We start from the raw sequence: 26,508 nt of genomic DNA, 5'->3' as shown, positions 1-26,508 counted from the left end.
GGAGCGGGCAGGCCGACCGACCCGGAAGGGGCAGGCCAGCCAGCCCCGGAACGGACAGGCCGACCGGCCCAGGAGGGACAGCCAGGGTGGACAGGGGGTTGATCAGCCCAGAGTGGGCAGCTTGATCAGCACCAGCAGCGCCAGCAGCTGGAGCGCGGCGGCGCCGGCCGCCTTGCCCCACGGCAGGTCGTGCACCCGGCGGACCATCGTGGTCAGCAGCACGGCGCAGAACAGCCAGGTGGCCCAGCCGACGACCTGGACGACGAGGTTGTCGGACGGCAGCACGAGCGCCAGCAGCAGCCGGGGCGCATCCGTCGTCCAGCCGATCAGCACGGCGAGGCCGACCGTCGACTTCCACGGGCCGTCCCCGCCGAACTGGCGGGCCAGCGCGTAGGTGACCGCACCGAGCGTGGCGCCGGCCACGGTGAAGCCGATCGCGGCGACGACCATCGCGGTGAGCGCGCTGGTGAAGGTCGAGTTGACCACGTCGTCGTGGGTCAGGCCGATGCCCAGCACGGCCAGCGCGCCGTACAGCAGCGAGACGGTGAGCGCGGGCAGCCAGACCTGGTGGTCGCGGGTGCGGTCGAACGTGGCCGTCGGGTTGCGGAAGATCCCGATCAGCAGCTCGCGCCAGCGCGGGCGCGGGCCGGTGGCGTGCGGGGCGGCCTGGCCGCCGGCCCGGTACACCGCGACGTTGTCCGGCTGACCGTCCTGGCCGTGGCCGTAGGCCTGGCCGTAGCCCTGGTCGTGCCCTTGGTCGTAGCCCTGGCCATAACCCTGCTCGTACCCCTGCGGGTACGGCTGCTGCCCGTACTCCGCCGGGTACCCCTGCTGCGGGTACGGCTCGCCCGCGTACGGGTCGCCGCCGGTCGGGAAGGCCCGGGTGTGCCCGGGCTGGTCGGCCGCGTACGGGTCGTACCCGCCGGCCTGGGGACCGCCGTGCCCACCGGGGGACGGCGCCCCCGCCCGCGGTGCCGTTCCCCGGTGCGGAGCGGTGAAGTACTCCGGACCGTCCGCCTGCCCGTACCCCCCGGGCGCCCCCGCCGAGGGGGGAGGAGCCGACCACCCGCCACGGGGGTCGGCGCCCTGACCGCTGTCGTATCGATTACCAGCCACGCTCCGAAGGTACCCGTCCGGCCGACTCCGTGTCGGTCGGGCACCGAGCCGGAGCCGGTTTGCAGCGAGCCTGTGACGACGGCGCCCCGGGCGGGGCCCGGGGCACCGTGTCGGGCGGGTCCTACCGCTGCGCGCTCACGGCCGGCGCGTGCACCGCCGCGGCCGCCGAGGCACCGGCCGGGCAGCCGCCCGGCCCGGCCGAGGTGCGGACGGCGCCGACCGGCAGCAGCGTGCCACAGGCCACCCGGATGCCGTTCGGCAGCTCGTTGTCCGACTCGACGATCGCGCCGTCGCCGATCACCGCGCCGTCCAGCGCCGTCCGGTCGCCGACGGTCGCGTACGCGCCCACGATCGAATCCTTGACCAGGGTGTCCGGGCCGATGGACGCGCCGGGCAGGATCACGCTGCCCTCGACGATCGCGCCGGCCTCGATCACCGCGCCCGCGGAGACCACGGTGCCGCCGCTCAGCACGGCGCCGGGGTGCACGGTGGCACCGGGCAGCAGCAGGGCGTCACCGGTGGGGCCGGGGACGGCCGGGGAGTCGACCTTGCCGAGGACCAGGTCGGCCGAGCCGCGGACGAAGGCCGCCGGCGTCCCGAGGTCCAGCCAGTACGAGGTGTCGACCACCCCGCGCAGCAGCGCGCCGGTGGCCAGCAGCTCGGGGAAGGTCTCGCGCTCGACGGAGACCTCGCGCCCGGCCGGGATCCGGTCGATCACCGAGCGGGTGAAGACGTAGCAGCCGGCGTTGATCTGGTCGGTGACGATCTGCTCGGGCGTCTCCGGCTTCTCCAGGAACTCCAGCACCCGCCCGTCCTCGTCGGTCGGGACGAGCCCGAAGGCGCGCGGGTCCTCGACCCGGGTGAGGTGCAGCGTGACGTCGGCCCCGGCGGCCACGTGGCCGTCGCGCAGGGCCGCGATGTCGACGCCGGACAGGATGTCCCCGTTGAAGATCAGGACCGGCTCGTCGGGGCCGCAGGTCAGCCCGGAGGCCGCGTTGCGGATCGCGCCACCGGTGCCGAGCGGCTCCCGCTCGGTCAGGTAGACCAGCTCGATGCCGTACGGCGTCCCGTCCTGGAAGTGGTCCTCGAAGACCTCGGCCAGGTAGGAGGTGGCGAGCACCACGCGGGTCACCCCGGCCGCGGCCGCGCGGGCCAGCTGGTGCGCGATGAACGGGACGCCCGCCACGGGCAGCATGGGCTTGGGGGTGTGGGTGGTCAGCGGACGCAGTCGCGTGCCCTTACCACCGACCAGCATGATCGCCTCGGTCATGGTCTGCGCTGTTCCCCTTGTGGTCTCCGCGGCCCGGCCCGGCGGGCCGATACCTCCGTCAGTGGTCTGGAAACCCGTCCGGACGGCCGGCACGGGTCGACCGGCACAGAGCCGGTCCGGCGCCTACTGTATTTCCTTCCGACCCGGGCCCGGTCGGGCGGGCGGGCGGTTGGCGTCCCGCCCACCGCGCGGCGCTCCGGAGAACGCCGCGCCAAGTCCGGTGGAAAACCGGGTGCGAGCCGCACCGGAGCCCGGCGAAAAGCCCGGCCCGGCGGGCGCTCGTCGCACCCACCGGGCCGGGCAGTTGTAGCAGAACTGTCGAACAGCCGGGCGGTCGTGGCCCGGGCCGACCGCCCTCGGGCCGGAGGCACCGGGCCGACCGTCACCGGTCAGGCGTCGACGGTCTCCGCCGGCTCGGCCGGCGGCAGTGCCTTCACCGAGTCGAGCAGCAGCTGGGCGACGTCGACCACCTTCAGGTGCTCCTTGGCCGCGCCCTCGTTCTTCTTCCCGTTGACCGAGTCGGAGAGCATCACCAGGCAGAACGGGCAGGCGGTGGAGACGATGTCGGGGTTGAGCGACAGCGCCTCGTCCACGCGCTCGGTGTTGATCCGCTTGCCGATGCGCTCCTCCATCCACATCCGCGCGCCACCGGCGCCGCAGCAGAAGCCGCGCTCCTTGTGGCGGTGCATCTCCTGCTGGCGCAACCCGGGGACCTTGTCCATGATCTCGCGCGGCGGGCTGTAGACCTTGTTGTGCCGGCCCAGGTAGCAGGGGTCGTGGTAGGTGATCAGGCCCTCGACCGGGTTCACCGGGACGAGCTTGCCCTCGTCGATCAGGTGCTGCAGCAGCTGGGTGTGGTGGATGACCTCGAAGTGGCCGCCCAGCTGCGGGTACTCGTTGGCGATGGTGTTGAAGCAGTGCGGGCAGGTGGCGACGATCCGCTTCTTCGGAGCGTCCTCCAGCGCCGCGTTCAGGGTCTCGACGTTCTGCGCGCCGAGCATCTGGAAGAGGAACTCGTTGCCCAGGCGGCGGGCGGAGTCACCGGTGCAGGACTCCTCCTTGCCGAGGATCGCGAACTGCACGCCGGCGGTGTGCAGCAGCTCCGCGAAGGCCTTGGTGGTCTTCTTGGCGCGGTCCTCCAGGGCGCCGGCGCAGCCGACCCAGTAGAGGTACTCGACCTCGGCGGGGTCGATGTCCTCACCGATCACCGGCACCTCGATGCCGGTCTCCTTCTTCAGCTCCTTGACCCAGTCCAGGCGGGCCTTGGTGGCCATGCCCCACGGGTTGCCCTTGTTCTCCAGGTTCTTGAGCATCGTCCCGGCCTCGGTCGGGAAGGAGCTCTCGATCATCACCTGGTAGCGGCGCATGTCGACGATGTGGTCGATGTGCTCGATGTCCACCGGGCACTGCTCGACGCAGGCGCCGCAGGTGGTGCAGGACCAGAGCACGTCGGGGTCGATGACCCCGCCCTCCTCGGCGGTGCCGATCAGCGGGCGCTCGGCCTCGGCGAGCGCCTCGGCGGGCACGCCGGCCAGCTGCTCGGCGGTGGCGCGCTCCTCGCCCTCCATGTCCTTGCCGCCGCCGGCGAGCAGGTACGGCGCCTTGGCGAAGGCGTGCTCGCGCAGGCTCATGATCAGCAGCTTGGGCGAGAGCGGCTTGCCGGTGTTCCAGGCGGGGCACTGCGACTGGCAGCGGCCGCACTCGGTGCAGGTGGAGAAGTCGAGGATGCCCTTCCAGGAGAAGTGCTCGACCTGGGAGACGCCGAAGACGGCGTCGTCGGCCGGGTCCTCGAAGTCGATCGGGGCGCCGCCGCTGGTCATCGGCCGCAGGGCGCCGAGCGCGGTGCCGCCGTCCTCCTCGCGCTTGAAGTAGATGTTGAAGAAGGCGAGGAAGCGGTGCCAGGCCACGCCCATCGAGGGGTTGATGCCGATGGTGATCGCCCACGCGAAGGAGATGCAGATCTTCAGCATCGCGAAGAGGTAGATCAGGTTCTCCAGCGTGCCGTGCGCCAGGCCCTTGAAGGCCAGCACCAGCGGGTAGGAGATCAGGTACTTCGCCTCGTACGAGCCGACGTTCTCCAGCGCGCCCTCCAGGCCGCGCAGGATCATGATGCAGAGGCCGATGCCGAGGATCGTGTACTCGACGTAGAAGGCCTGCCAGGCGATCGAGCCGGCGAACCGGGACTTGCGGCCGGACCGCGACGGCAGGCTGAGCAGCCGGATCACGATCAGGGTCGCGATGCCCAGCGTGGTCAGCGTGCCGACCAGCTCGGTGAAGAGCTCGTACGGCAGCCAGCCGCCGAGCACCGGCAGCACGAACTCGGCGTCGAACAGCTGGAAGAAGGCGGTCAGCAGGGTGAGGCCGAGGGTGAAGAAGCCCACCGCGACGAACCAGTGCGCGATGCCGACGACGCCCCAGCGGTTCATCCTGGTGTGGCCGACGAACTCGACCGCCACGGTCTTCACCCGCTGGGCGGGCACGCCGAATCTGGTGGGGTCGGACTGACCCGTCCGCACCACCTTGAAGATGTACATCGCCGCACGGGCGGCGAGCGCGGTGCCGATCACAAACGTGACCAGCGAGATGACGATCGCTGCTAGCTGCATCGGCTCTCCGTCTCCTGCGGCTTCCTGGTGAGAGTTTCTACGCGTGCGAGTGTACTCGTCGGTAACTTGCCGGGCCGACGGCCCGGACATTACCGCCCGTCAACACTCCTCCAGAAGATGCTCAAGGTATGGCGGCAGTCACGCGAGCCCGGCGCACCACGCCTTCCGGCGGGTCGGCGCGATTTTCGGCTCAGCAAAGTTGAGCCGCTTGGGCTCATAGCTGTTGACGCCCTCCGCCGAGTCGTGCATCCTTGAGCCTGTAAAGCTCAACTCTTCCGTGGAGGTACCAACGATGGCACGCGCGGTCGGCATCGACCTCGGTACGACGAACTCGGTCGTCAGCGTCCTTGAGGGTGGCGAACCCACCGTCATCACGAACGCCGAGGGTGCGCGGACCACGCCGTCCGTCGTGGCCTTCGCCAAGAACGGCGAGGTGCTGGTCGGCGAGGTCGCCAAGCGCCAGGCGGTCACCAACGTCGACCGGACCATCCGCTCGGTCAAGCGCCACATGGGCACCGGGTGGAAGATCAACCTGGACGGCAAGGACTTCAACCCCCAGCAGATCAGCGCCTTCGTGCTGCAGAAGCTGAAGCGGGACGCCGAGGCCTACCTGGGCGAGACGGTCACCGACGCCGTCATCACCGTCCCGGCCTACTTCTCCGACTCGGAGCGCCAGGCGACCAAGGAGGCCGGTGAGATCGCGGGCCTCAACGTCCTGCGCATCGTCAACGAGCCCACCGCGGCCGCCCTGGCCTACGGCCTGGACAAGGACGACCAGACCATTCTGGTCTTCGACCTCGGCGGCGGCACCTTCGACGTGTCCCTGCTGGAGATCGGCGACGGGGTCGTCGAGGTGAAGGCCACCAACGGTGACAACCACCTCGGTGGTGACGACTGGGACCAGAAGGTCGTCGACCACCTGGTCAAGGTCTTCCAGGCCGGCCACGGCGTGGACCTGTCCAAGGACAAGATGGCCCTCCAGCGTCTGCGCGAGGCTGCCGAGAAGGCCAAGATCGAGCTGTCCTCGTCCTCCGAGACCTCGATCAACCTGCCCTACATCACGGCCTCCGCCGAGGGCCCGCTGCACCTGGACGAGAAGCTCACCCGCGCCCAGTTCCAGCAGCTGACCTCCGACCTGCTGGAGCGCTGCAAGGTCCCGTTCCACAACGTCATCAAGGACGCCGGCATCGCGCTGTCCGAGATCGACCACGTGGTCCTGGTCGGCGGCTCGACCCGGATGCCCGCCGTCGCCGAGCTCGTCCGCGAGCTGACCGGCGGCAAGGACGCCAACAAGGGCGTCAACCCGGACGAGGTCGTCGCGATCGGCGCCGCGCTCCAGGCCGGTGTCCTCAAGGGCGAGGTCAAGGACGTCCTGCTGCTCGACGTCACCCCGCTGTCCCTCGGCATCGAGACCAAGGGCGGCATCATGACCAAGCTGATCGAGCGCAACACCACGATCCCGACCAAGCGCTCGGAGATCTTCACCACGGCCGAGGACAACCAGCCGTCCGTGCAGATCCAGGTCTACCAGGGCGAGCGCGAGATCGCCGCGTACAACAAGAAGCTCGGCATGTTCGAGCTGACCGGTCTCCCGCCGGCCCCCCGCGGCCTGCCCCAGATCGAGGTCACCTTCGACATCGACGCCAACGGCATCATGCACGTCGGCGCCAAGGACCTCGGCACCGGCAAGGAGCAGAAGATGACCGTCACCGGCGGCTCCGCGCTGCCGAAGGACGACATCGAGCGCATGATGCGCGAGGCCGAGCAGTACGCGGAGGAGGACCACAAGCGCCGCGAGTCGGTCGAGACCCGCAACCAGGCCGAGCAGCTCGTCTACTCGACCGAGAAGTTCATCGCGGACAACGCGGAGAAGCTCCCGGCCGACGTCAAGACCGAGGTCGAGACCGCCATCGGCGAGCTCAAGGAGACCCTGAAGGGCGAGGACATCGCGGCCATCCGCGAGGCCTCCGAGAAGGTCTCCACCACCGCCCAGAAGCTCGGCCAGGCGCTCTACGCCAACGCCGACGCCGCCGGTGCCGCGCCGGCCGGTGACGCCGCCGGCGCCAAGGACGACGACGTCGTCGACGCCGAGATCGTGGACGACGAGAAGCCCAAGGGCGGTGCGGCATGACGGAGAAGCCGCAGGGTGCTGAGCCCGGCGACGACTCCGCCGCCGAGGAGGCCGTGATCGAGGCCGCCGAGGAGGCCGCGGCAGCCGGTGACACCACCGGTGCCGCGGGCGACGCCGCCGCCAAGCAGCTCGCCGAGCGGACCGCCGACCTCCAGCGCCTTCAGGCCGAGTACCAGAACTACCGCAAGCGGGTCGAGCGGGACCGTCTGACGGTCCGCGAGATCGCGGTCTCCAACATCCTGGAGTCCCTGATCCCGGTGCTGGACGACATCGGCCGGGCCCGCGAGCACGGCGAGGTGACGGGCGGGTTCAAGTCCGTCGCCGAGTCGCTGGAGACGGTCGTGGCCAAGCTGGGCCTCCAGCAGTTCGGCAAGGAGGGCGAGCCCTTCGACCCGACCATGCACGAGGCGCTGATGCACAGCTACTCCTCGGACGTCACCGAGGACACCTGCGTCCAGATCCTCCAGCCCGGCTACCGGATCGGCGAGCGGATCATCCGCCCGGCGATGGTGGCGGTCGCGGAGCCCCAGCCGGGCACCCAGACCACCTCCGCGCCGGACGCCGAGTCGGCGAAGTCCGCGGAGTCGGACAAGGCTGACGGTGGCGCGGACAGCTGACACCCCGTGCGCTGCGGAGTCGTACGCCGGCCAGTACGGCGGCCGGCTCCGCAGCGCCGTATCCGTTGACCCGGTTCCCCGCGGCGGGGAGTCCGGTGGATCCGTGGCCGGCGGGCCCACCCGCGCCGGATCCCTACCTGTTGACTCCGGGAGGTGGCGGCAGCCATGAGCGAGCGAGTGGAGAAGGACTACTACAAGGTCCTCGGCCTGCCCAAGGACGCCTCCGCCACCGAGATCAAGAAGACGTACCGCAAGCTGGCGCGCGAGTTCCACCCCGATGCGAACACGGGCGACGCCAAGGCCGAAGAGCGCTTCAAGGACATCTCCGAGGCCTATGACGTCCTGTCGGACGAGAAGCGCCGCAAGGAGTACGACGAGGCGCGCACGCTCTTCGCCAACGGCGGCTTCCGCTCCGGCGGGCCCGGCGGGGGCAGCTACAGCTTCGACTTCGGCGACCTCTTCAGCGGCAGCCAGGGCGGCGGCGCCGGCGGCGGCGGGATCGGCGACGTCTTCGGCGGCCTGTTCAACCGCGGCGGCCGGCAGGCCCAGCCGCGGCGCGGCGCGGACGTCGAGACCGAGGTGACGCTCTCCTTCGAGGAGGCGGTGGACGGCGCGACCGTTCCGCTGCGGATGACCAGCCAGGCCGCCTGCCGCACCTGCAGCGGCACCGGCGCCAAGGCCGGCACCACCCCGCGGGTCTGCCCGACCTGCGTCGGCGCCGGCACCGTCAGCCGGGGCCAGGGCGCCTTCGCGCTGTCCGAGCCGTGCCGGGACTGCCGCGGCCGCGGCATGATCGTCGACGACCCGTGCGCCGACTGCCACGGCAGCGGCCGGGCCAGTTCGGCCCGCACCATGCAGGTCCGGATCCCGGCCGGCGTCCAGGACGCCCAGCGCATCCGGCTGAAGGGCAAGGGCGCCCAGGGCGAGCGCGGCGGCCAGTCCGGCGACCTCTACGTCACCGTGCACGTCGACGCGCACCCGGTCTTCGGGCGCAAGGCCGACAACCTGACGGTGACCGTGCCGGTGACCTTCCCCGAAGCCGCTCTGGGCGGCACCATCGAGGTACCGACGCTCAACGGCCCCTCGGTGAAGCTCAGGCTGCCCCCGGGCAGCGCCAACGGCCTCACCCTGCGGGCCCGCGGCAAGGGCGCCACCCGCAAGGACGGCACCCGGGGCGACCTCCTGGTCACCGTGGAGGTCGTGGTGCCCCAGCACGTCACCGGCGACGCGCTGACGGCCCTGGAGCAGTACCGCGAGGCCACCGCCTCCGACGACCCGCGAGCCGCCCTCTTCAAGGCGGCGAAGGGAGCGTGACGACCAGATGACCCCCGACAGCGGCCCGATCGGGCCCGGCATCGGCGAAGGCCTGCCCGGCGGCGCCCCGCGTGCCCGCCGTGCGGCACCGCCGCCGCACTACGTCCTCACCGAGGACACCCCGGTCTACGTGATCTCGGTCGCCGCCGAGCTCTCCGGCCTGCACCCGCAGACCCTGCGCCAGTACGACCGGCTCGGCCTGGTCTGTCCCGACCGCACCGCGGGCCGCGGCCGCCGCTACTCCAGCCGCGACATCCAGCAGCTGCGCGAGGTGCAGCGGCTGTCCCAGGACGAGGGCATCAACCTCGCCGGCATCAAGCGGATCATCGAGCTGGAGAACCAGGTCACCGCGCTGCAGTCGCGGATCACCGAGCTGGTCGACTCGCTCGAAGGCGCCGCCTCCGCGCTCCAGCAGCGCGAGGCCGCCGTCCACGCCTCCTACCGGCGGGATCTCGTCCCCTACCAGCCGCCGAGCCAGTCCAGCGCCCTGGTCGTCTGGCGTCCCAAGCGGTAACCCCGCCACCACGGCACCCGCCGCCGGCTCCCTCCTGATCGGGGGGTGCCGGCGGCTCGGTCGTCTGTGAGAGAGTGCTGGACCGGAGCGTGCCCCTGGCAGGCAGAGCTGTCGGTGGCAGTCCTTACCGGCCGTGACCGCGACCTAGGATGCCTGGTACAACCGACTTTAGAACGTTGACTACTTGTCCGGTCGACGACAGGGAGCCGAAGATGAGTGGGCGAGAGCAGCCCGGTCCCGCAGGTGGCGGATCGCGAATACTGTCTGCCGACGCCCGCTCGCTCTATCTCAGGACCGTCCACGGCAACGGCCGGCTGACAATCGGCGCCGGCCCGGGCGAGACCGCCGCGCTCCGCGAGCTCATGGACCTCGGTCTGCTCATTCCGGACAGTGACGAACCCGGCTCGCTCATCGCGGTCGACCCGGCCCAGCTCTCCTTCAGCCTGAGCTCCGCCTGGCAGCGCCAGGCCCTCGACCTGCTGGCCCGCGCCGTCGCCCTGCCGGCCGATCTCAGCGAATTGGCCGACGCCTTTCACAGCCCCGACCAGTCGGGCGGCCCCATCGAATACGTCCAGGGCAAAGCGCTCATCAATCAGCGCCTCCAGCAATGCATGGCCACCGGGATGACCGAGGGCCTCGCCATGCAGCCGGGCGGCCCCCGCCCGCCCGAGCTGCTCGCCGCGGGAATGGAACGGGACCTCAAGAGCCTGCAGCAGGGCGCTTCGATGCGCACGATCTACAACGCGAGCACCCGATACCACCAGCCCACCCGCGAATACGTGTCCCGGCTGGCGAAGGAGGGTTATCAGTTTCGCACCCTGGACGAGCCCTATGCCCGCCTCATCATTGTCGACCGGCGGCTCGCGGTAATTCCGGTGGGCGATGACGACCTGGCCGCTTTCATCCACGATCCGGCGGTCATCAAATATCTCGTGGAAGAGGTATTCGAGCGGAACTGGGGCCGGGCGCTGGAGTTCGACGGCGACACCACCGTCCCGCAGCAGGTGGTCTCCCGGCTGCGTCAGACGATCATCGACCTGCTTCTTTCCGGTACGAACCATCGGGTCATCGCCCGCAGACTCGGCATCAGCGAGCGCACGCTGGCGCGACATATCGCCGAGATGCGGGAGGACTACAACGTCGACTCCCTGTTCCAGCTGGGCTACGTCCTCGGCCGGGCCGCGCAGCACCGGCCGGAGTGAGGGCCCCGAACGGCGGCGGGCGCCCGCGCCTGGAGCCTTTCGGCACTCGAACGTCCGCTATGACAGGGAGCGGTCAGCCCCAGTTCATGTCATTGGCGACGAGGTAAACGGCGGCCTTGGCGCGGGAATCCCCGGCACCTGCGTCCACCTGCGGCTGCGTACCGTTTGACAGGACGCAGACACCGGCCAAAGCTCCGGCCGCGATGGCAATCGGAAGCACGACCTTGCGCACAAGCCTGGACATACGGGACACCAGCCCACTCCCTTTCCGAAAGTTGCTCTAGCCGAACTAATAGCACTGGAGTCCACATGATGCCGCACGCCGAGTTGTGGTGTCACCTCCCCGTTGTCCCCCGGCGGCGTCATCTCCCTGCCAGGCAGCCAGATGACAGGGCAGAAACCTGGACGCGAGCGTGACCACTGATAGACGATCAGTTCGCCCCCGATGGTCCAGCACCAGGTCAAAAACCTGTTGCTGTACGGTCAATTCTTCGTCACCACAGGGCACTGGATCCACCTGAAGCAGCAACTACTCTCAACGCCTGCCGGCACCGTCCCCCAATCCGGTCGGCCTTCCCCCGGAGTCGACATGACCGAGCCCTACCTGCGTCACCACGACAGCCAGGCCCCCGAGGGCCGGCGTGCACGTGTGTTCCTGGCCGCGCCGCTGATGCGGTTGACCGGCCCCGCGGACAGCGTGGTGACCCTGGCCAGCCGGACGCGGCTGACGACACTTCGCACCACGCTCCTGCGCAGCGGTGCCGCCGTGTACAGCGCCCACCACAGTGACGCCTGGACGATCGCCGGCCGGGCCCCCGAGCCCCGGGTGCCGTCGGACTTCCGGGCCCTGCAGTCCGCCGACCTGGTCTTCGCCTACGTCGGTGCGCCGCTCTCCGCCGGTGTGAGCCTGGAACTGGGCTGGGCGTCGGCGCTGCGCAAGCCGATCGTCCTGCTGGTGGACGAGGCGATCACGCACAACCCGCTGATCGCCACCATCGAGCAGGTCGCCCCGGTGCTGCCGCTGGTCTTCGACGACACCTGGTCGCAGGAGGCCCTCCACCACACCGTGGAGACCGCCCTCGACTGGGCCGGCATGGCGCTCTCGCTGCGCGAGGGTTTCTGGACCGCCCCCGGCGACCAGTTCAGCATCCCGCGCCAGCAGCCCCCGGTGGTCGGTCCGACCGGCTACTGGCCGACCGGCGCGGCGACCGGCTGACCCCGGCTCACCCATCGGACTCCCCCGGCCGGGCTCCCCGCATCTGCCAGCCGAGCTGGAAGAGCGTCTCCGCGTCGTAGAGCTCGCGCAGACGCGAGATGTGACCGGCCACCGTCCGCTCGCTCAGCCCCAGCCGGCCCGCGATCGTCCGCTGCGTCAGCCCCTGCGACAGCAGCCGGCCGATCTGGTCGTGCACCACCGGCTCGGTGGCGCCGGCGGCCAGCGCCGACCAGTTCACCCCCTCCGCCTGGCGCCACTGCTGCTCGAACACGTCCACCAGGAAGGCGACCGTCGCGGAGTCCTCCACCAGGGCCGCGCTGGTGTTGTCCGGCGCGGCCGGGATCAGCGCCACCCTGCGATCGAAGATCAGCACCCGCCTGAACGGCGCGGCCAGGGTGCGGATCGGGCTGCCGAGCCGGGCCGACGCCGCCGCGTACTCGACCGTCGGCGCGTCGAGGCGGGCGCTCGCCTCGTAGATCGTGCGCATGGTGCCGCCGCGGGCGAGGTAGCGGCGGGTGTGCTCCAGCGCGTCCCGCATGTGGGCGGCCGGCCGGGCGCCGCCGGGCTGGGCCGCCCAGGCCTCGCGGTGGTGCTCGTCGGCGAGCTGTGAGATCAGGTGGCGGATCTGCCCCATGCCGGTGATCCGCCGGGCGCCGCCGGTGCGGTCCTCCCGGCCGGGCGCGGCGTCGTAGGCCTTCGTCAGGTCGTCGATCAGCTCCGGGACGAGCGCCGCCCGGGCCAGCAGGCGCGCCCCCTCCTCGCGCAGCCCGGCCCCGATCCGCTCCCCGACGGCACGCGGGTTCACCACGCTGTACACGCCGTCCGCGTAGCGCGGTGTGAGCAGCCCGACGTCGGTCAGCTGCCGGACCGACCGGGCGTCCTGGGCGCTCACCTCGGCGATCGGCAGCCGGCCGCCCTCGCGCAGGATGGTCCGGTACAGCTCGCGGGCGTCGGCGTCCGGCAGCGGGGCCTCGGTCATCGCGGCATCGGTCATCGCGGCATCGGTCATCGCGGCGTCGGTCATCGCGGCGTCGGTCATCGCGGCCTCGGTCATCGCGGCGTCAGTCATCGCGGCCGCCCCGCATCAGCCAGCCGAGCTGGAACAGGGTCTGTGCGCCGTGGCGCTCGCGCAGCCGGGAGATGTGCGCGGCCACGGTGCGCTCGCTGAGGCCCAGCCGGGTGGCGACGGTGCGCTGGGTGAGGCCCTTGGCGAGCAGCCGGCCGACCCGGTCGGGGGCCTCCTGCGCGACGCCCCGGGCGAGGGTGCCGGCCCAGTCGGTGGGGTCGGCCCGGGCCCAGTCGCGTTCGAAGGCGCCGACCAGGAAGGCGATCGCGGCCGGGTCGGAGATGAAGGCGGCGGTGCTGTGGTCCTCGTTGGCGGAGATCACCGCGACCGAGCGGTCGAAGACGAACAGGCGCTGGAACGGCTCGTCCAGGATCCGGATCTGCGAGCCGTGCCGGGTGACCTCGTCCGCGTAGGCGAGCGCGGCCGGGTCGGAGACCGCGACCGGCTGGTAGACGGTGCGCAGCGAGCAGCCGCGCTGCAGCAGCCGGAGGTCCTGGAGGAGCGCGATCTTCAGGGCGTCGGCCGGGCGGTGGCCCGGCTGGGCGGTGAGGACCTCCGTCCGGCAGTCGGCGACCAGTTGGGAGATGCGCTGGCGGATGTGGACGTGGCCCTCGATGTAGACGGCGCCGCCGGAGCGCTCGGGCGGGCGGGGCATCGCGTCGTACGCCCGGGTGAGGGTGTCCAGCGCGCCGGGCAGGTTCTCGGCGCGGACCAGCAGCCGGGTGGCCTCGCTGCGCAGTTCGGCGCCGAGCCGGTCGCTGACCGAGCGCGGGCTGACGGCGGTGTAGCAGGCGTCCATCGGGTTGGGCATCAGCAGGCCGATGTCGACCAGGAGCCGCAGCGCGGCCCGGTCGGACTCGGGGACGTCGGCGGCGGGGACGCGGCCGCCACGGGCGAGGACGGCCAGGTAGAGCTGCCGGGCCGCCTCGTCGGGCTCACCGCCCGGCGCGCTGGTGCCCGGGGCGGCCGTCGGATCCGCCGTCACCTCGAACACTCCCTGCCGGATGGGTCTCGGATCTGCCTGTGCCGCGCGTGCCCCCCGCACGGGTCGATCGTGGTCGCGGTACCGCGCGCCGCACGCGATCACGGTACTGCCGACCGGCGGACCCCCGGGGACCGGGTGCCGTCGCACACGGGTTTCCCGGGGGTCGCCGGTAGCACGCCAATCCCAGGGCGCTCCCGGCGAGGCGGAGCAGCAACGCCTCGCCGGTTCCGGTCCCGGGGACCATCACCACACATGGCGTCCCGGCCGGCGCTCTTCCCCCCGACATGCAGGTACGGACGTACCTCTCGCATCCAGTATCGAAGAGCAAGTCACCACCATCGGGCTGCGATCGCCCGGACGGCTTGGCGTGTCTCCACCATCACAGCGTGACGGCCGGTGAACAAGTGCCGCCCGACTGCATGTTTTCGCAATTGCAGGAACCTGCACCGTGAATCCGTGGCGGCCCCCGGGCGGACCACCGGGGTCGGGGAAGGAAGGCCAGGTCAGGGCGATGGCGGGGCGGGCGGCGACCGTCCGTTCAGTCGGCTGCGGAGCGGGGCGCTCCGAATCCGGACTGCCCCATCGGGCAGCCTTCGCCGATCCTGCACGATCCCTTCACAGAATCCCCCTCCACGCTCCGGTCACCTATCGTGACCGCTCTTGCCGCTACCGTGACGGCTCTGCTAGCGGGCCAGCAGCCTGCCGCCGGCCAGCCCGGCCGCGGTGCCGCCGGCCGCCACGGCCCAGGCGGCGGCCAGCAGGACGAAGAGCCCGGCCGCGAGGCCGGTGAACCCGGCGAAACCGGTGTGCCGGGCGAGCGCGGAGGCGCCGGTGACGCAGGTGCCGACCGGGAAGGTGTAGGCCCACCAGGTCATCGTGAAGGGCATCCCGGCCCGGCGGGCCCGCAGGTTGGCCGCGGTGGCGATGACCAGCCAGAGCATCGCGACCCCGAGCACCGCCACCCCGTAGAGCTCGGCGAGGGCGAGCGCCACCGGTGCCAGCTGCGGCGCCACCGGGCGTGCGGCGTCGGCGAGTTGGTGGACGGCCGTGGTGGACTGACCGAGCGGGCCGAGCACCAGGAAGAGCGACGGGGTGAGCACCAGGGCGGACAGCTTGCTGTGCACCAGCCCGGTGAGCACCACCGGCAGCAGCGCCAGGATGGCCAGCAGCCCGACCCCGAACAGCGCGCAGCAGCCGTACAGCAGACTCTGCTGCGCGGTGCCGGCCGGCAGGTGCGGGACGAGCGCGGGGCCGGTCGCGGAGGCGACCAGCGGCGCCACCACCGGCAGCAGCCAGGTCGGGTTGGCCTCCAGCGGGGAGACGGCGTGCCGGGTGATCATCAGGTACGGGACGCCGGCCGCGACCGCCAGGGCATAGAGCGTGCCGATGCCCCAGAGCGCCGCGTCCACCGCGACGGCCGGGCCGGTGCCGATCACCCGCGAGCCGAGGGTGAGGGTGCCCAGGCCGACCGAGAGCATGGCGATCGGCGGGCACCCGTAGAAGACCGCGGTGGCCGGGTTGTCCAGCAGGTGGGCGCGGGCCTCGGCGCGGTACCGGAGGAGGTGGACCACCCGCGCGGGGACGAGCACCAGCAGCGCGACCGCGCCGAGCGCCCACATCAGCTCGCCGAACCCGATCAGCCCCGGCAGCCGGACGGGCAGCGCGACCGCGCCGTTGCCGACGATCGCGGTGCCCATCACCACCGCGTACCAGTTGGGACCGAGCTGGGCGAGGTCGAAGCGGGCGGTGCGGGTGAGCGGTCGGACGCCGGTGAGGATGGCCATGGAACCACCGTGCCGTCCGCCTCCGGCCACCGGTAGCGCCCACCGACCTATGAGGGCATAGCCTGAATCTATGGCTCTCTCCCCGCACGTCCCCGAGCTCGGCGCCCTGGAACTGCTCCTCACGGTGGCACGACTGGGCAGCGTCGGCCGGGCGGCGGCCGAGCTGGGCGTGAGCCAGCCGACGGCGAGCGCCCGGATCAAGGGCATGGAGCGACAGATCGGCGTCCCCCTGCTGGAACGGTCCCCGCGCGGCTCCCGACCGACCAAGGCCGGGCTGCTGGTGGTCGAGTGGGCCCGGCACGTGGTCGAGGCGGCGCAGGCGCTGGACGCCGGGATCGACGCGCTGCGCGAGCGGCGGGACGCCCGGCTGGTGGTGGTGGCCAGCCTGACCGTCGCCGAGTACCTGATGCCGGGCTGGCTGCTGGCGCTGCACGACAGCAGCCCGGGCACGGCGGTGATCCTGCGGACGGCCAACTCCTCCGACGTCGCCGGGCACGTGCTGGCCGGCGAGGCCGACCTCGGCTTCGTCGAGGGACCGTCCACCCCGCCGGGGCTGGCCGGCGCGGTGGTGGCCGCCGACCGGCTGGTGGTCGTGGTGGCGCCCGGCCACCCCTGGGCGCGCCGCCGCTCCCCGGTGACCGGCCCCGAGCTGGCCGCCACCCCGCTGGTGCTGCGCGAGCCCGGGTCGGGCACCCGGGAGGTCCTGGAGATGGCGCTGGCGCCGTTCGGCGGCGCCGCCAAGCCGCGGCTGGAGCTGGCCTCGTCCACCGCGCTGAAGGCGGCGGCGATGACCGGCGCCGGACCGGTCTGCCTGAGCGAGCTGGCGGTGACGGAGGAGCTGGCGACCCGGCGGCTGGTGGCCGTGCCGCTGGCCGAGGGGCTGGACCTGCGGCGGCCGCTGCGCGCGGTCTGGCCGGCCGGCCACCGGCCGGGCGGGCCGGCCCGGGAGCTGCTGGTGCTGACCCGGCGGACCGGGCCGTCCGTCCGCAGCGGCTGGCAGCCCGCGCCGCGGCTCGACCGGTACACCGCCTCCGGGCACCCCAAGCGTTCATCCGAAGGTTGAGCGGAATAGACTCAACTTAGTGCATGCTGTACTCAGCAGGGTCGGTGGCCGGGGGCCGCCGCCCGTACGAAGCAGTTCGCCATCAGCGAGGAGGACACCCCAGCAGTGGACGCCAGCAAGTTCACCACCAAGACGCAGGACGCCCTGTCCGCCGCGATCCGGCAGGCCGGCGCCGCGGGGAATCCGGACGTCAAGCCGGTGCACATCCTGATCGCCCTGCTGGAGCAGCCCGAGGGCATCGCCGGGCCGCTGCTCAAGGCGGTCGGCGCGGACGCGACCCGGATCGACACCGAGGCCCGCCGGCTGCTGACCGGACTGCCCCGCGCGATGGGCTCCACCGTCGCCGCGCCCCAGCTGGCCCGCGACACGCTGGCCGTGCTCACCGAGGCCGGCAAGCGCGCCGAGGACCTGGACGACCAGTACGTCTCCACCGAGCACCTGATGGTCGGCCTGGCCGCCGAGGGCGGCGCGGTCGCCGACCTGCTCGCCCAGCGGGGCGCCACCGCGAAGGCCCTGCTCGCCGCGTTCAAGGACGTCCGCGGCAGCGGCCGGGTCACCTCCCCCGACCCGGAGGGCACCTACAAGGCCCTGGAGAAGTACGGCACCGACCTCACCCAGGCCGCCCGGGACGGCAAGCTCGACCCGGTCATCGGGCGCGACCAGGAGATCCGCCGGGTCGTCCAGGTGCTCTCCCGGCGCACCAAGAACAACCCAGTGCTGATCGGCGAGCCCGGTGTCGGCAAGACCGCCGTGGTCGAGGGCCTGGCCCAGCGCATCGTGGCCGGTGACGTGCCGGAGTCGCTGCGCGGCAAGCGGCTGGTCGCGCTGGACCTCGGCGCGATGGTCGCCGGCGCCAAGTACCGCGGCGAGTTCGAGGAGCGGCTGAAGGCCGTCCTGAACGACATCAAGCAGAGCGACGGCCAGGTCGTCACCTTCATCGACGAGCTGCACACCATGGTCGGCGCGGGCGCCGGCGGGGACTCCGCGATGGACGCGGGCAACATGCTCAAGCCGATGCTGGCCCGCGGCGAGCTGCGGATGGTCGGCGCCACCACGCTGGACGAGTACCGCGAGCGGATCGAGAAGGACCCGGCCCTGGAGCGCCGGTTCCAGCAGGTGCTGGTCGGCGAGCCCAGCGTGGAGGACTCGATCGCCATCCTGCGCGGCCTCAAGGGCCGGTACGAGGCGCACCACAAGGTGCAGATCTCGGACGCCGCCCTGGTCGCCGCCGCCACCCTGTCCAACCGCTACATCACCTCGCGCTTCCTGCCCGACAAGGCGATCGACCTGGTCGACGAGGCGGCCTCCCGGCTCCGGATGGAGATCGACTCCTCCCCCGTCGAGATCGACGAGCTCCAGCGCGCCGTCGACCGGCTGCGGATGGAGGAGCTGGCCCTGGAGAAGGAGTCCGACCCGGCCTCGGTCGACCGGCTGACCCGGCTCCGGCGCGATCTCGCCGACAAGAACGAGCAGTTGAGCGTGCTCACCGCCCGGTGGGAGCAGGAGAAGAAGAGCCTCAACCGGGTCGGCGAGCTGAAGGAGCGGCTCGACGACCTGCACGGCGCCCTCGACCGGGCCCAGCGGGACGGCGACTTCGAGCGCGCCTCCAAGCTGATGTACGCCGAGATCCCGGCCGCCGAGCAGGAGTTGACCGAGGCGCAGGAGGGCGCCGAGGAGCGGGACGCCACCTCCTCCATGGTCAAGGAGGAGGTCGGCCCGGACGACATCGCCGATGTGGTCGCCTCCTGGACGGGCATCCCGGCCGGCCGGCTGCTGGAGGGCGAGAGCTCCAAACTCCTGCGCATGGAGGACGAGTTGGGCCGACGCCTGATCGGCCAGGCGGAGGCCGTCCAGGCCGTCTCGGACGCGGTGCGGCGCACCCGCTCCGGCATCGCCGACCCGGACCGGCCGACCGGCTCCTTCCTGTTCCTCGGCCCCACCGGCGTCGGCAAGACCGAACTCGCCAAGGCCCTGGCCGACTTCCTCTTCGACGACGAGCGGGCGATGGTCCGGATCGACATGAGCGAGTACGGCGAGAAGCACTCCGTCTCCCGCCTGGTCGGCGCCCCGCCCGGGTACGTCGGCTACGAGGAGGGCGGCCAGCTCACCGAGGCGGTCCGCCGCCGCCCCTACAGCGTGGTGCTGCTGGACGAGGTGGAGAAGGCCCACCCCGAGGTCTTCGACGTCCTGCTCCAGGTGCTGGACGACGGCCGGCTCACCGACGGCCAGGGCCGCACGGTCGACTTCCGCAACGCGATCCTGATCCTCACCTCCAACCTGGGCAGCCAGTTCCTCGTGGACCCGGCCACCCCGGAGGAGATGAAGAAGCGGCTGGTGCTGGACTCGGTGCGGGCCGCGTTCAAGCCCGAGTTCCTCAACCGCCTCGACGACATCGTGGTCTTCGAGCCGCTGGGCACCGCCGAGCTGAGCCGGATCGTCGACCTCCAGGTCGCCCGGCTGGCCGCCCGGCTGGGTGAGCGCCGGCTCACCCTCCACGTCGACGAGGCCGCCCGGGACTGGCTGGCGCTCACCGGCTACGACCCCGCGTACGGCGCCCGGCCGCTGCGCCGCCTGGTGCAGTCCGCGATCGGCGACCAGCTCGCCCGGGCCATCCTCTCGGGCCAGGTGCACGACGGCGACACCGTCCTGGTCGAACGGGCCGAGGAGGGCGACCACCTCACCGTCCGGTCCCGCGGCCCGCTGGAGAAGTAGCCCAGCGCAGCCCCCGGACCGGGCCGCCCCCCGCTCCCCGAGGGGGCGGCCCGGTGCCGCGCTCACCCTCGGTGGCCACAGCCCCGACCGGGGGCCCCGGCAAGATCCACAGGTGCCCGCCCGCCGCCCGGCCGCCCCTGTGAGGCAGGCCCAGGATGAGGCAGGATGGGAGATGGAAGGGCGGCCTCTCATTGCCGGCCACCACGTGCACTGAGGAAGAGGACCCCCATGAGCATCGACCCGTCGTCCATCCCGTCGTTCGGCGTGCCGCAGGGCGGCCAGCCCGGCGGCCAGGGAGGTCGGCCGGCCGGCCCGCCGCCGATCGTCGTCCCGGACCAGGCCCTGGTGACCCAGCTGCTGGACCAGATGCAGCTCAAGCACGTCGTGGACGAGGAGGGCGACCTCACCGCCCCCTGGGAGGGCTTCCGCGTCTACTACATGTTCCGCGGCGAGCAGAAGGAGCTCTTCGCGGTCCGCGCGTTCTACGACCGCGCCTACCCGCTGGAGGACAAGGCCGAGATCCTCGACCTCATCGACGAGTGGAACCGCGAGACCCTCTGGCCCAAGGTCTACACCCACACGCACGAGGACGGCGTGGTCCGCCTGATCGGCGAGGCCCAGATGATCGTCGGCACCGGCGTGAACCTGGACTACTTCGTCACCACCACCGCCAACTGGACCCAGGCCGCCGTCGGCTTCGAGCAGTGGATCGTCGAGCGCCTCGGCCTGCAGAAGGAGATCGAGGGCGAGGAGGGCGAGGGCGAGGCCCCCGAGGGCACCAACGAGGCCTGATCCTCCCGCCACCGCTCCGCTCCGCGGCACGGCCCGCCCCGGCACCCCCGGCGGCGGGCCGTTCTTGTCCCCGGCCACCCGCTGCCCCAGGATGGGGCCGACGACGAGGCGTGAGGAGCCGCAATGGGTACGAGGCCGCTGCTGAACCGACGGCTGGCCGGGATGGGCACGACGATCTTCGCCGAGATGTCCGCCCTCGCCACCGCCACCGGCTCCATCAACCTCGGCCAGGGGTTCCCGGACACCGACGGACCGGCCGAGATCGCCCGGGCCGCCGCCGACGCCGTCCTCGCGGGCCGGGGCAACCAGTACCCGCCCGGCCCCGGCATCCCCGAGCTGCGGAGCGCGATCGCCGAGCACCAGCAGCGCTTCCGCGGCCTCGTCTACGACCCGGACACCGAGGTGCTCGTCACCGCCGGGGCCACCGAGGCGATCGCCGCCGCCCTGCTGGCGCTGCTGGAGCCGGGCGACGAGGTGATCGCCCTCGAACCCTTCTACGACTCCTACGCCGCCTGCATCGCCATGGCCGGCGCCGTCCGCGTCCCGCTCACCCTGCGTGCCCCGGACTTCCGCCCCGACCTGGAGCGACTGCGCGCGCTGGTCACCCCGCGCACCCGGCTGCTGCTGCTCAACTCCCCGCACAACCCCACCGGCCTGGTGCTCTCCGCCGACGAACTGGCCGCGATCGCCGCGATCGCCGTCGAGCACGACCTGCTGGTGGTCACCGACGAGGTCTACGAGCACCTGGTGTTCAGCGGCGCCCACCACCCGATCGCCGCGCTCCCGGGCATGCGCGAGCGCACCGTGTCGATCTCCTCGGCCGGCAAGACCTTCTCCTTCACCGGCTGGAAGGTCGGCTGGGTCACCGGCTCGGCGCCCCTGGTCGCCGCCGTCCGCACCGCGAAGCAGTACCTGACCTACGTCAGTGCCGGTCCCTTCCAGTACGCCGTCGCCGACGCCCTGCGGCTGCCCGACGAGTACTTCGACGGGTTCCGCGCCGATCTGCTGCGCAAGCGGGACCTGCTCGCCGACGGGCTGAGCGCGGCCGGGTTCCGGGTGTTCCGACCGGAGGGCACCTACTTCATCACCACCGACATCACCCCGCTGGGCGAGAAGGACGGCATCGAGTTCTGCCGTGCCCTGCCCGAGCGCTGCGGCGTCGTCGCGATCCCCAATGTCGTCTTCTACGACGACACCGAGGCCGGCCGCTCGCTGGTCCGTTTCACCTTCTGCAAGCAGGACGAGGTCCTGGAGGAGGCGGTCAGCCGACTCGGTCGGCTCTGACCATCGGACGGTACGCGTCGCACGTCCTGACGAATAGTCAATTGATCTGCCGGGGGCGGCGATTGCCCCCGGCCGAGGTTCGCCGGGCCCGCCCCGGTCCTTCGTGTGCCCCGTGCGCGGGGCGCGGTGGGGACCGGGGCGTGCGCGCGTCATGAGTGGCGTGCGCGCAGCGCGCACGGCGCGCGAACCGGGGCGAGGGGCGCGCGCTGTGCAAAGTCGCACACCGGCTCGATCAGAGCGGGGAAGCCGGGGTGCTCGAAACGGTGAATGCTTGACAAAGTTGGGTAAATCACCGACGGACCCGGCGTATTCATGCTTCTCTGCTGCTGAATCTCCAGCCGGAATCCTTCCTTCCACGGTCGGCCGCGCCCTGGACCGCACAGCCACGAACAGCCTCGCCTTTGCCCAGGCCTACTCGCTGCTGCACGGCGGGCGCGCACGGAGCTGAAACGCGGAGCCGAGCATGCTCACCACACTGCAGACCTCCTACACGGACACCCGCGCCGGTGACCTGGCCTGGTGCCTGGGCGGCGACCCGCTGCCCGCTCTCGCAGTCCGCGACCTGAGACTCGCCAACGCCGGGCGCCCCGGGCCGCCCGGCACCCTCCAGCTGCGGCTGCTGGGCGCCTCGCACCAGGTGGTGATCGCCGCCGGGCCCGGCAGATGCCTGGAGACCGTCGCCTGCCTGCCCGGCCGCCGGACCCCACTGCCGGCCCGGGTGGCCAAACAGGTGGACGGCTGGGAGTACGAGTTCGCGGCCCGGATCGAGGCGCTGCCGCCGCACGACTTCGCCGCTCGCGCCCAGGAGTTGCTGGCCCTGGTCGAGGGCCACCCCCGCGGCCTGGCCGGCGTCTTCCCGGGCGACCCGAGCGCGTTCACCGCGCTGGTCACCCAGGGCGCCGCGGACCGGCTGCTCTGGCGCACCTGGCACGCCTATCCGCAGGAGGGCCAGCTGGTCTGTACGCGGTCCTCCCTGGTGGCGACCCGGTGAGCACGGCCGCCGATCCCGATGGGGTCATAGATCCGCACATCGGCCTTCATTCGTACGCAGGAACGATTCGTCAACCTGTCGTATCGCACTGTCCGTCGAATGGACGCAGCCATCCGTACCGAACGTCGCCTAGCGTTTGTTCGTGATCAACCATCCGGCCGGTCCACCCGCACAGCCGGGACTCGACCTCGACAACGGCAGCCCACCCCGGCCCGGGCGGAGCCTGACCCCTCTGCCCGCCCGCCGCAGGGCCCGGCTGCGCGCCCACCCCGCGCTCTCCCGGCTCACCGTCCTGCTGGCGGCGTTCGTCTGCGCCGCCTGCGGACTCGTCTACGAGCTCGAACTCGTCGCGCTCGGCAGCTATCTGCTCGGGGACTCGGTCACCCAAACCTCCGTCGTGCTCTCCGTCATGGTGTTCGCGATGGGGCTGGGCTCGCTGCTCGCCAAACGGTTCACCCGCCGCCCGGCCACCGCCTTCGCGCTGGTCGAGTGCGCGCTCGCGCTCACCGGCGGCCTCTCCGTCCTCGCCCTGTACTCCTGCTGGGCCTGGATCGGCCGGTACCAGGCCGCGATGATCGCCCTGACCTGTCTGATCGGGGTCCTGATCGGCGCCGAGATCCCGCTGCTGATGACGCTCGTCCAGCGGATCCGCCGGGAGGACGCCGGGCGGGCCGCGGCCGACCTCTTCGCCGCCGACTACGTGGGCGCGCTGATCGGCGGCCTCGCCTTCCCGTTCCTGATCCTGCCGCTCCTCGGCCCCGGCACCGGCGCCCTGGTCACCGGCGCCGTCAACGCCGTCGCCGGGGCCGCGGTGGTGCTCTGGCTGTTCCGCGAAGAGCCCCCGCCCCGCACCCGGCTGCTGCTCTGGGGCGGCTGCGCCCTCGTCCTCGCCCTGCTCGCCGCGGCCGCCGTCTGGTCCGGCGCGATCGAACGCGCCGCCCGGCAGGCCCTCTACGGCGGGCAGGTCCGGTACGCCGTCCACACCCGGTACCAGGAGATCGTGCTCACCGGCCCCGCCGAGGGCCCGCTGCGGCTGTACCTGGACGGGCGGCTCGCGGTCTGCGGTCCGGACGAGTACCGGGGCAGCGAGGCCCTGGTCCACCCCGCGATGGCGGCCGGGCCGGACGCCCGGGTGCTGCTGCTCGGCGGCGGTGACGGCCTCGCCGCGCGGGAGGTGCTGCGGCACGGCGGCGTCCGCTCGGTGCTGGTGGTCGACGCCGACCCGGCCCTCGCCCGGCTGGCCAGGACCGACCCGGGCCTGGCCGCGCTCTCCGGCCACTCCCTGGACGACCCCCGGGTGCGGACCGCCACCGCGGACCCGCTGGAGTGGCTGCGCGGCGTGCACCCGGGCGAGGCGTCCTTCGACGTGGTGCTCGCCGATCTGCCCGGCCCCGCCGACAGCGGGACGGTGAAGTTCCACTCGCAGGAGTTCTACGGCCTCGCCACCCGGCTGCTCGCGCCCGGCGGGCGGCTCGCCGTCCGGGCGGACGACGAGCCGAACGGCCTCTGGCAGGTCGAGTCCGGCCTGCGGGCCGCCGGGCTGCGGACCGTCCCGTACGCCGTCCGGGGCGGCCCCGCCGCGAGCTGCCGGCCCGGCTCACCGGACAGCCAGGCCTTCCTGCTGGCCGCCGCCGCCCAGCCCCCGCTCACCCTCGCCCCGGACGCCCCGCCGCCGCGCGCGTTCACCGCGGACGCCCTGCGGGCCGCCGCCGCCTACCTGACCGCCCTCCGCCCGGCCCGCCCGCCGGCCGCGCTGACCCTGCTGGGGCCGCGCTGACGGATCGCCCGGGGTGAAGCGGGCGGAACCGGGCGGGGCCGAGCGGACGGAACCGGGCGGAGGGCGGCCACGAGCGGTCGGCGGAGGGCCGGGTGCGGCCGGTCGGGGACGTCCCGACGGCAGGTAGGGGCCACTGCGGGGACCACCGCGGGTTCGGTCGGTAGGCTCCGTGACATGGAGCATGAGGTTGTCGTCCCGATGCCGGCCGAGCTGGTCCGGCAGGCCCTGCAGGATCCGGCTCTGCTGGCCCGTTGCGTCCCCGGGCTGAGCACCGAGCCGGCCGCCGTCGGCAGCGGGTCCGCCGAGGAGATCAGCGGGCGGCTGAAGCTGCGGATCGGCACCTCCACCATCACCTACAAGGGCGTGCTGTCACTGATCGAGGGCCGCGAGGGCGTCCTCACCGTGTTCGCCGAGGGCGAGGAGGCGCGCGGCAGCGGCGAGGCCACCGCCACCCTCCGGGTCGCCACCGCCGACGGCACCGCGGCCGGGACCACGCTGGTCCGCTTCGTCGGCGACCTGAGCGCCACCGGCCGGCTCACCGAGTTCGACGGCGAGACCCTCGCCGGCGCCGGCCGCCGCCTGCTCGACCGCTTCGCCGCCGCCCTCGCCTCCCCCGAGGCGGAGGCGGCGGCGGCGGCGGAGGCCGCGGACGCCGACGTCGAGGCGCGGGACGTCGAGGTGGAGGCGGACGTCGAGGTGGAAACCGCCGTGGAGGCGGCGGACGCCGACATCGAGGCGGAAGCCGAGGACGCCGAGGAGGCGGCCACCGCCGAGGACACCGACGTCGAGGCAGAGGACGAGGACGAAGCGGAGGACGACGAGGAGCCCACCGCCACCGTGCTCTTCCTGGACGACCACCAGGACAACCCCGGCGACGACCTCGACGACGACCTCTCCGACCTCATCGCCTTCTCCGACGCCGACGCCGAGCGCTTCGGCCTCCCGATCGGCGGCGACCGCGAGGAGGACGACCGTGAGGAGGCCGCCGACGTCGACGGCCCCGCCGCCGAGGCCGGGGACGGCGCCGGCACCGAGCTCCCCGCCGACCTGCCCTTCGGCTACGAGCAGGAGCCGGTGCTCGGCGGCCCGGTCCGCCGCAGCATCGTCGGCCGCTCCGCCGAGGAGGTCGACCACGCCCCGCCGCGCGGCCCGTACGCCCCCGCCCTGCCGGCCCGCAGCGCGCGGGCCCGGGCGGCGTCCCGCTGGGGCGGCGAGGCCGGCGGCATCGTGGTGCCGGGACCGGGCGGCCGCAGCGCGGTGCCGTGGATGATCGGCGGCGGCGTGGCCCTGATCGGCGGCGCCGTGGTCCTGGCCAGGGCCCTGCGCCGACGTTAGAAGGCCGGGCACCCCCTAGACTGAACGCTCATGAGCAACGACCGCGACGCCCTGCTGGCACAGATCAAGGACAAGGCCGTCGTGCACGGCAAGGTCACCCTTTCCTCCGGCAAGGAGGCCGACTACTACGTCGACCTGCGCCGGATCACGCTGGACGCCCAGGCCGCCCCGCTGGTGGGCCGGGTGATGCTGGACGCGACCGAGCACCTGGAGTACGACGCCGTCGGCGGCCTGACGCTCGGCGCCGACCCGGTGGCCGCCGCGATGCTGCACGCCGCCGCCGCGCGCGGCCGCGAGCTGGACGCGTTCGTGGTCCGCAAGGCGGGCAAGGCGCACGGTCTGCAGCGCCGGATCGAGGGCCCCGAGGTCAAGGGCCGCCGGGTGCTGGCCGTCGAGGACACCTCCACCACCGGCGGGTCGGTGCTGACCGCCGTCGAGGCGCTGCGCGAGGCGGGTGCCGAGGTGGTCGGCGTCGCGGTGATCGTGGAGCGGGGCGGCGCCGCCGCGGTCGAGGCCACCGGCCTGCCGTACGTGACCGCGTACGACCTGGCCGACCTGGGCCTCTGACCCGCGCGCGCCGGTAGCCCGGCGGAACGGCGGCACAGCGGAAACGGCCGGGGGCGGGGGGGGGGGGGGGGGGGGGGGGGGGGAGGAAGGGGGGGGGGGGGGATTGGGGGGTGAGAGAGGCGGGGGGGGGGGTTAACACACCCGGGGAGTGTGGTCGTGTAGGTTC

At 72.6% G+C, this 26,508-nt stretch carries 20 protein-coding genes and 1 pseudogene; 14 read left to right on the top strand and 7 right to left on the bottom strand.

The window, feature by feature from the left end; genetic code table 11:
* Positions 1 to 102 precede the first annotated feature (102 nt).
* The 3 genes and pseudogenes from ACZ4UX_RS00980 to ACZ4UX_RS00970 form a co-directional block, all read right to left on the bottom strand.
* The gene (locus ACZ4UX_RS00980) at positions 103 to 1,116 is read right to left on the bottom strand and encodes a Yip1 family protein (protein ID WP_465704701.1); all 1,014 of its coding nucleotides are present in this window, start codon (positions 1,114 to 1,116) and stop codon (positions 103 to 105) included.
* A 196-nt stretch (positions 1,117 to 1,312) separates the two neighbouring features.
* Positions 1,313 to 2,386: pseudogene (manB, locus tag ACZ4UX_RS00975) on the bottom strand (mannose-1-phosphate guanylyltransferase); the annotation flags it as partial.
* 389 nt (positions 2,387 to 2,775) lie between these two features.
* Positions 2,776 to 4,992 carry a (Fe-S)-binding protein gene (locus tag ACZ4UX_RS00970; protein WP_465704699.1) on the bottom strand — a complete coding sequence of 739 codons (2,217 nt, stop codon included), beginning with the start codon at positions 4,990 to 4,992 and terminating at the stop codon, positions 2,776 to 2,778.
* A gap of 292 nt (positions 4,993 to 5,284) precedes the next feature.
* Here ACZ4UX_RS00970 and dnaK point away from each other — a divergent pair, with 292 nt between their 5' ends.
* The 5 genes from dnaK to ACZ4UX_RS00945 all read left to right on the top strand — a co-directional run bounded on the left by dnaK (position 5,285) and on the right by ACZ4UX_RS00945 (position 10,770).
* A complete protein-coding gene (dnaK, locus tag ACZ4UX_RS00965) occupies positions 5,285 to 7,123 on the top strand; it encodes a molecular chaperone DnaK (protein ID WP_329488712.1) in 1,839 nt (612 codons plus the stop codon).
* On the top strand, positions 7,120 to 7,740 hold the full coding sequence (gene grpE, locus ACZ4UX_RS00960; RefSeq protein ID WP_329488713.1) for a nucleotide exchange factor GrpE: 621 nt from the start codon (positions 7,120 to 7,122) through the stop codon (positions 7,738 to 7,740). Before dnaK ends, grpE begins: the two co-directional genes overlap by 4 nt.
* 165 nt (positions 7,741 to 7,905) lie before the next feature.
* A complete protein-coding gene (gene dnaJ / locus ACZ4UX_RS00955; protein WP_329488714.1) occupies positions 7,906 to 9,054 on the top strand; it encodes a molecular chaperone DnaJ in 1,149 nt (382 codons plus the stop codon).
* 7 nt (positions 9,055 to 9,061) lie between these two features.
* Positions 9,062 to 9,568 (top strand): heat shock protein transcriptional repressor HspR, encoded by a 507-nt coding sequence (locus tag ACZ4UX_RS00950; RefSeq protein ID WP_329488715.1) that lies wholly within the window; start codon positions 9,062 to 9,064, stop codon positions 9,566 to 9,568.
* Between the two features lie 212 nt (positions 9,569 to 9,780).
* Complete coding sequence (locus ACZ4UX_RS00945) at positions 9,781 to 10,770, top strand: helix-turn-helix domain-containing protein (RefSeq protein WP_359804040.1); 990 nt, start codon at positions 9,781 to 9,783, stop codon at positions 10,768 to 10,770.
* 73 nt (positions 10,771 to 10,843) lie between these two features.
* Here the strand turns inward: ACZ4UX_RS00945 and ACZ4UX_RS00940 are convergent, their stop codons facing one another.
* Positions 10,844 to 11,002 (bottom strand): hypothetical protein, encoded by a 159-nt coding sequence (locus ACZ4UX_RS00940; RefSeq protein WP_352288445.1) that lies wholly within the window; start codon positions 11,000 to 11,002, stop codon positions 10,844 to 10,846.
* A 357-nt stretch (positions 11,003 to 11,359) separates the two neighbouring features.
* Here ACZ4UX_RS00940 and ACZ4UX_RS00935 point away from each other — a divergent pair, with 357 nt between their 5' ends.
* A complete protein-coding gene (locus ACZ4UX_RS00935) occupies positions 11,360 to 11,986 on the top strand; it encodes a hypothetical protein (protein ID WP_329488718.1) in 627 nt (208 codons plus the stop codon).
* Between the two features lie 7 nt (positions 11,987 to 11,993).
* Here ACZ4UX_RS00935 and ACZ4UX_RS00930 read toward each other — a convergent pair whose 3' ends face one another.
* From ACZ4UX_RS00930 to ACZ4UX_RS00920, 3 genes are all read right to left on the bottom strand, one after another.
* A complete protein-coding gene (locus tag ACZ4UX_RS00930) occupies positions 11,994 to 13,055 on the bottom strand; it encodes a helix-turn-helix transcriptional regulator (RefSeq protein WP_465704697.1) in 1,062 nt (353 codons plus the stop codon).
* Positions 13,048 to 14,037: a LuxR C-terminal-related transcriptional regulator gene (locus ACZ4UX_RS00925; RefSeq protein WP_329488720.1), complete on the bottom strand. Its 990-nt coding sequence runs from the start codon at positions 14,035 to 14,037 to the stop codon at positions 13,048 to 13,050. Before ACZ4UX_RS00925 ends, ACZ4UX_RS00930 begins: the two co-directional genes overlap by 8 nt.
* 683 nt (positions 14,038 to 14,720) lie before the next feature.
* On the bottom strand, positions 14,721 to 15,821 hold the full coding sequence (locus ACZ4UX_RS00920) for a TDT family transporter (protein ID WP_465704695.1): 1,101 nt from the start codon (positions 15,819 to 15,821) through the stop codon (positions 14,721 to 14,723).
* Positions 15,822 to 15,891: 70 nt separating this feature from the next.
* Between ACZ4UX_RS00920 and ACZ4UX_RS00915 the strand changes: the two genes are divergently transcribed.
* The 8 genes from ACZ4UX_RS00915 (at position 15,892) to pyrE (ending at position 26,342) form a co-directional block, all read left to right on the top strand.
* Positions 15,892 to 16,884: a LysR family transcriptional regulator gene (locus tag ACZ4UX_RS00915; protein WP_465704693.1), complete on the top strand. Its 993-nt coding sequence runs from the start codon at positions 15,892 to 15,894 to the stop codon at positions 16,882 to 16,884.
* 105 nt (positions 16,885 to 16,989) lie between these two features.
* Positions 16,990 to 19,596, top strand: a complete 2,607-nt coding sequence (gene clpB, locus ACZ4UX_RS00910; RefSeq protein WP_465704691.1) for an ATP-dependent chaperone ClpB — start codon at positions 16,990 to 16,992, stop codon at positions 19,594 to 19,596.
* A 228-nt stretch (positions 19,597 to 19,824) separates the two neighbouring features.
* Complete coding sequence (locus tag ACZ4UX_RS00905; protein ID WP_329488724.1) at positions 19,825 to 20,388, top strand: type III secretion system chaperone family protein; 564 nt, start codon at positions 19,825 to 19,827, stop codon at positions 20,386 to 20,388.
* Positions 20,389 to 20,511: 123 nt separating this feature from the next.
* Positions 20,512 to 21,672 (top strand): pyridoxal phosphate-dependent aminotransferase, encoded by a 1,161-nt coding sequence (locus ACZ4UX_RS00900; protein ID WP_465704689.1) that lies wholly within the window; start codon positions 20,512 to 20,514, stop codon positions 21,670 to 21,672.
* Between the two features lie 463 nt (positions 21,673 to 22,135).
* Positions 22,136 to 22,663: a DUF2617 family protein gene (locus ACZ4UX_RS00895; protein ID WP_329488726.1), complete on the top strand. Its 528-nt coding sequence runs from the start codon at positions 22,136 to 22,138 to the stop codon at positions 22,661 to 22,663.
* A gap of 142 nt (positions 22,664 to 22,805) precedes the next feature.
* Positions 22,806 to 24,440 carry a polyamine aminopropyltransferase gene (locus tag ACZ4UX_RS00890; RefSeq protein ID WP_465704687.1) on the top strand — a complete coding sequence of 545 codons (1,635 nt, stop codon included), beginning with the start codon at positions 22,806 to 22,808 and terminating at the stop codon, positions 24,438 to 24,440.
* A gap of 174 nt (positions 24,441 to 24,614) precedes the next feature.
* Positions 24,615 to 25,775: an SRPBCC domain-containing protein gene (locus tag ACZ4UX_RS00885; RefSeq protein ID WP_465704685.1), complete on the top strand. Its 1,161-nt coding sequence runs from the start codon at positions 24,615 to 24,617 to the stop codon at positions 25,773 to 25,775.
* A gap of 30 nt (positions 25,776 to 25,805) precedes the next feature.
* A complete protein-coding gene (pyrE, locus tag ACZ4UX_RS00880) occupies positions 25,806 to 26,342 on the top strand; it encodes an orotate phosphoribosyltransferase (RefSeq protein WP_329488728.1) in 537 nt (178 codons plus the stop codon).
* Positions 26,343 to 26,508 lie beyond the last annotated feature (166 nt).

The sequence above is a fragment of the Kitasatospora sp. NPDC028961 genome, assembly GCF_055564815.1.
This window is presented reverse-complemented; position numbering and strand designations above follow the sequence as displayed.

Coding starts and splice junctions, on each gene's coding strand:
- ACZ4UX_RS00920 (WP_465704695.1), bottom strand. CDS start 15,821: ATGGCCATCCTCACCGGCGTCCGACCGCTCACCCGCACCGCCCGCTTC.
- grpE (WP_329488713.1), top strand. CDS start 7,120: ATGACGGAGAAGCCGCAGGGTGCTGAGCCCGGCGACGACTCCGCCGCC.
- ACZ4UX_RS00970 (WP_465704699.1), bottom strand. CDS start 4,992: ATGCAGCTAGCAGCGATCGTCATCTCGCTGGTCACGTTTGTGATCGGC.
- ACZ4UX_RS00905 (WP_329488724.1), top strand. CDS start 19,825: ATGAGCATCGACCCGTCGTCCATCCCGTCGTTCGGCGTGCCGCAGGGC.
- dnaJ (WP_329488714.1), top strand. CDS start 7,906: ATGAGCGAGCGAGTGGAGAAGGACTACTACAAGGTCCTCGGCCTGCCC.
- ACZ4UX_RS00945 (WP_359804040.1), top strand. CDS start 9,781: ATGAGTGGGCGAGAGCAGCCCGGTCCCGCAGGTGGCGGATCGCGAATA.
- ACZ4UX_RS00935 (WP_329488718.1), top strand. CDS start 11,360: ATGACCGAGCCCTACCTGCGTCACCACGACAGCCAGGCCCCCGAGGGC.
- ACZ4UX_RS00900 (WP_465704689.1), top strand. CDS start 20,512: ATGGGTACGAGGCCGCTGCTGAACCGACGGCTGGCCGGGATGGGCACG.
- ACZ4UX_RS00950 (WP_329488715.1), top strand. CDS start 9,062: ATGACCCCCGACAGCGGCCCGATCGGGCCCGGCATCGGCGAAGGCCTG.
- ACZ4UX_RS00915 (WP_465704693.1), top strand. CDS start 15,892: ATGGCTCTCTCCCCGCACGTCCCCGAGCTCGGCGCCCTGGAACTGCTC.
- ACZ4UX_RS00930 (WP_465704697.1), bottom strand. CDS start 13,055: ATGACTGACGCCGCGATGACCGAGGCCGCGATGACCGACGCCGCGATG.
- pyrE (WP_329488728.1), top strand. CDS start 25,806: ATGAGCAACGACCGCGACGCCCTGCTGGCACAGATCAAGGACAAGGCC.
- ACZ4UX_RS00885 (WP_465704685.1), top strand. CDS start 24,615: ATGGAGCATGAGGTTGTCGTCCCGATGCCGGCCGAGCTGGTCCGGCAG.
- ACZ4UX_RS00895 (WP_329488726.1), top strand. CDS start 22,136: ATGCTCACCACACTGCAGACCTCCTACACGGACACCCGCGCCGGTGAC.
- dnaK (WP_329488712.1), top strand. CDS start 5,285: ATGGCACGCGCGGTCGGCATCGACCTCGGTACGACGAACTCGGTCGTC.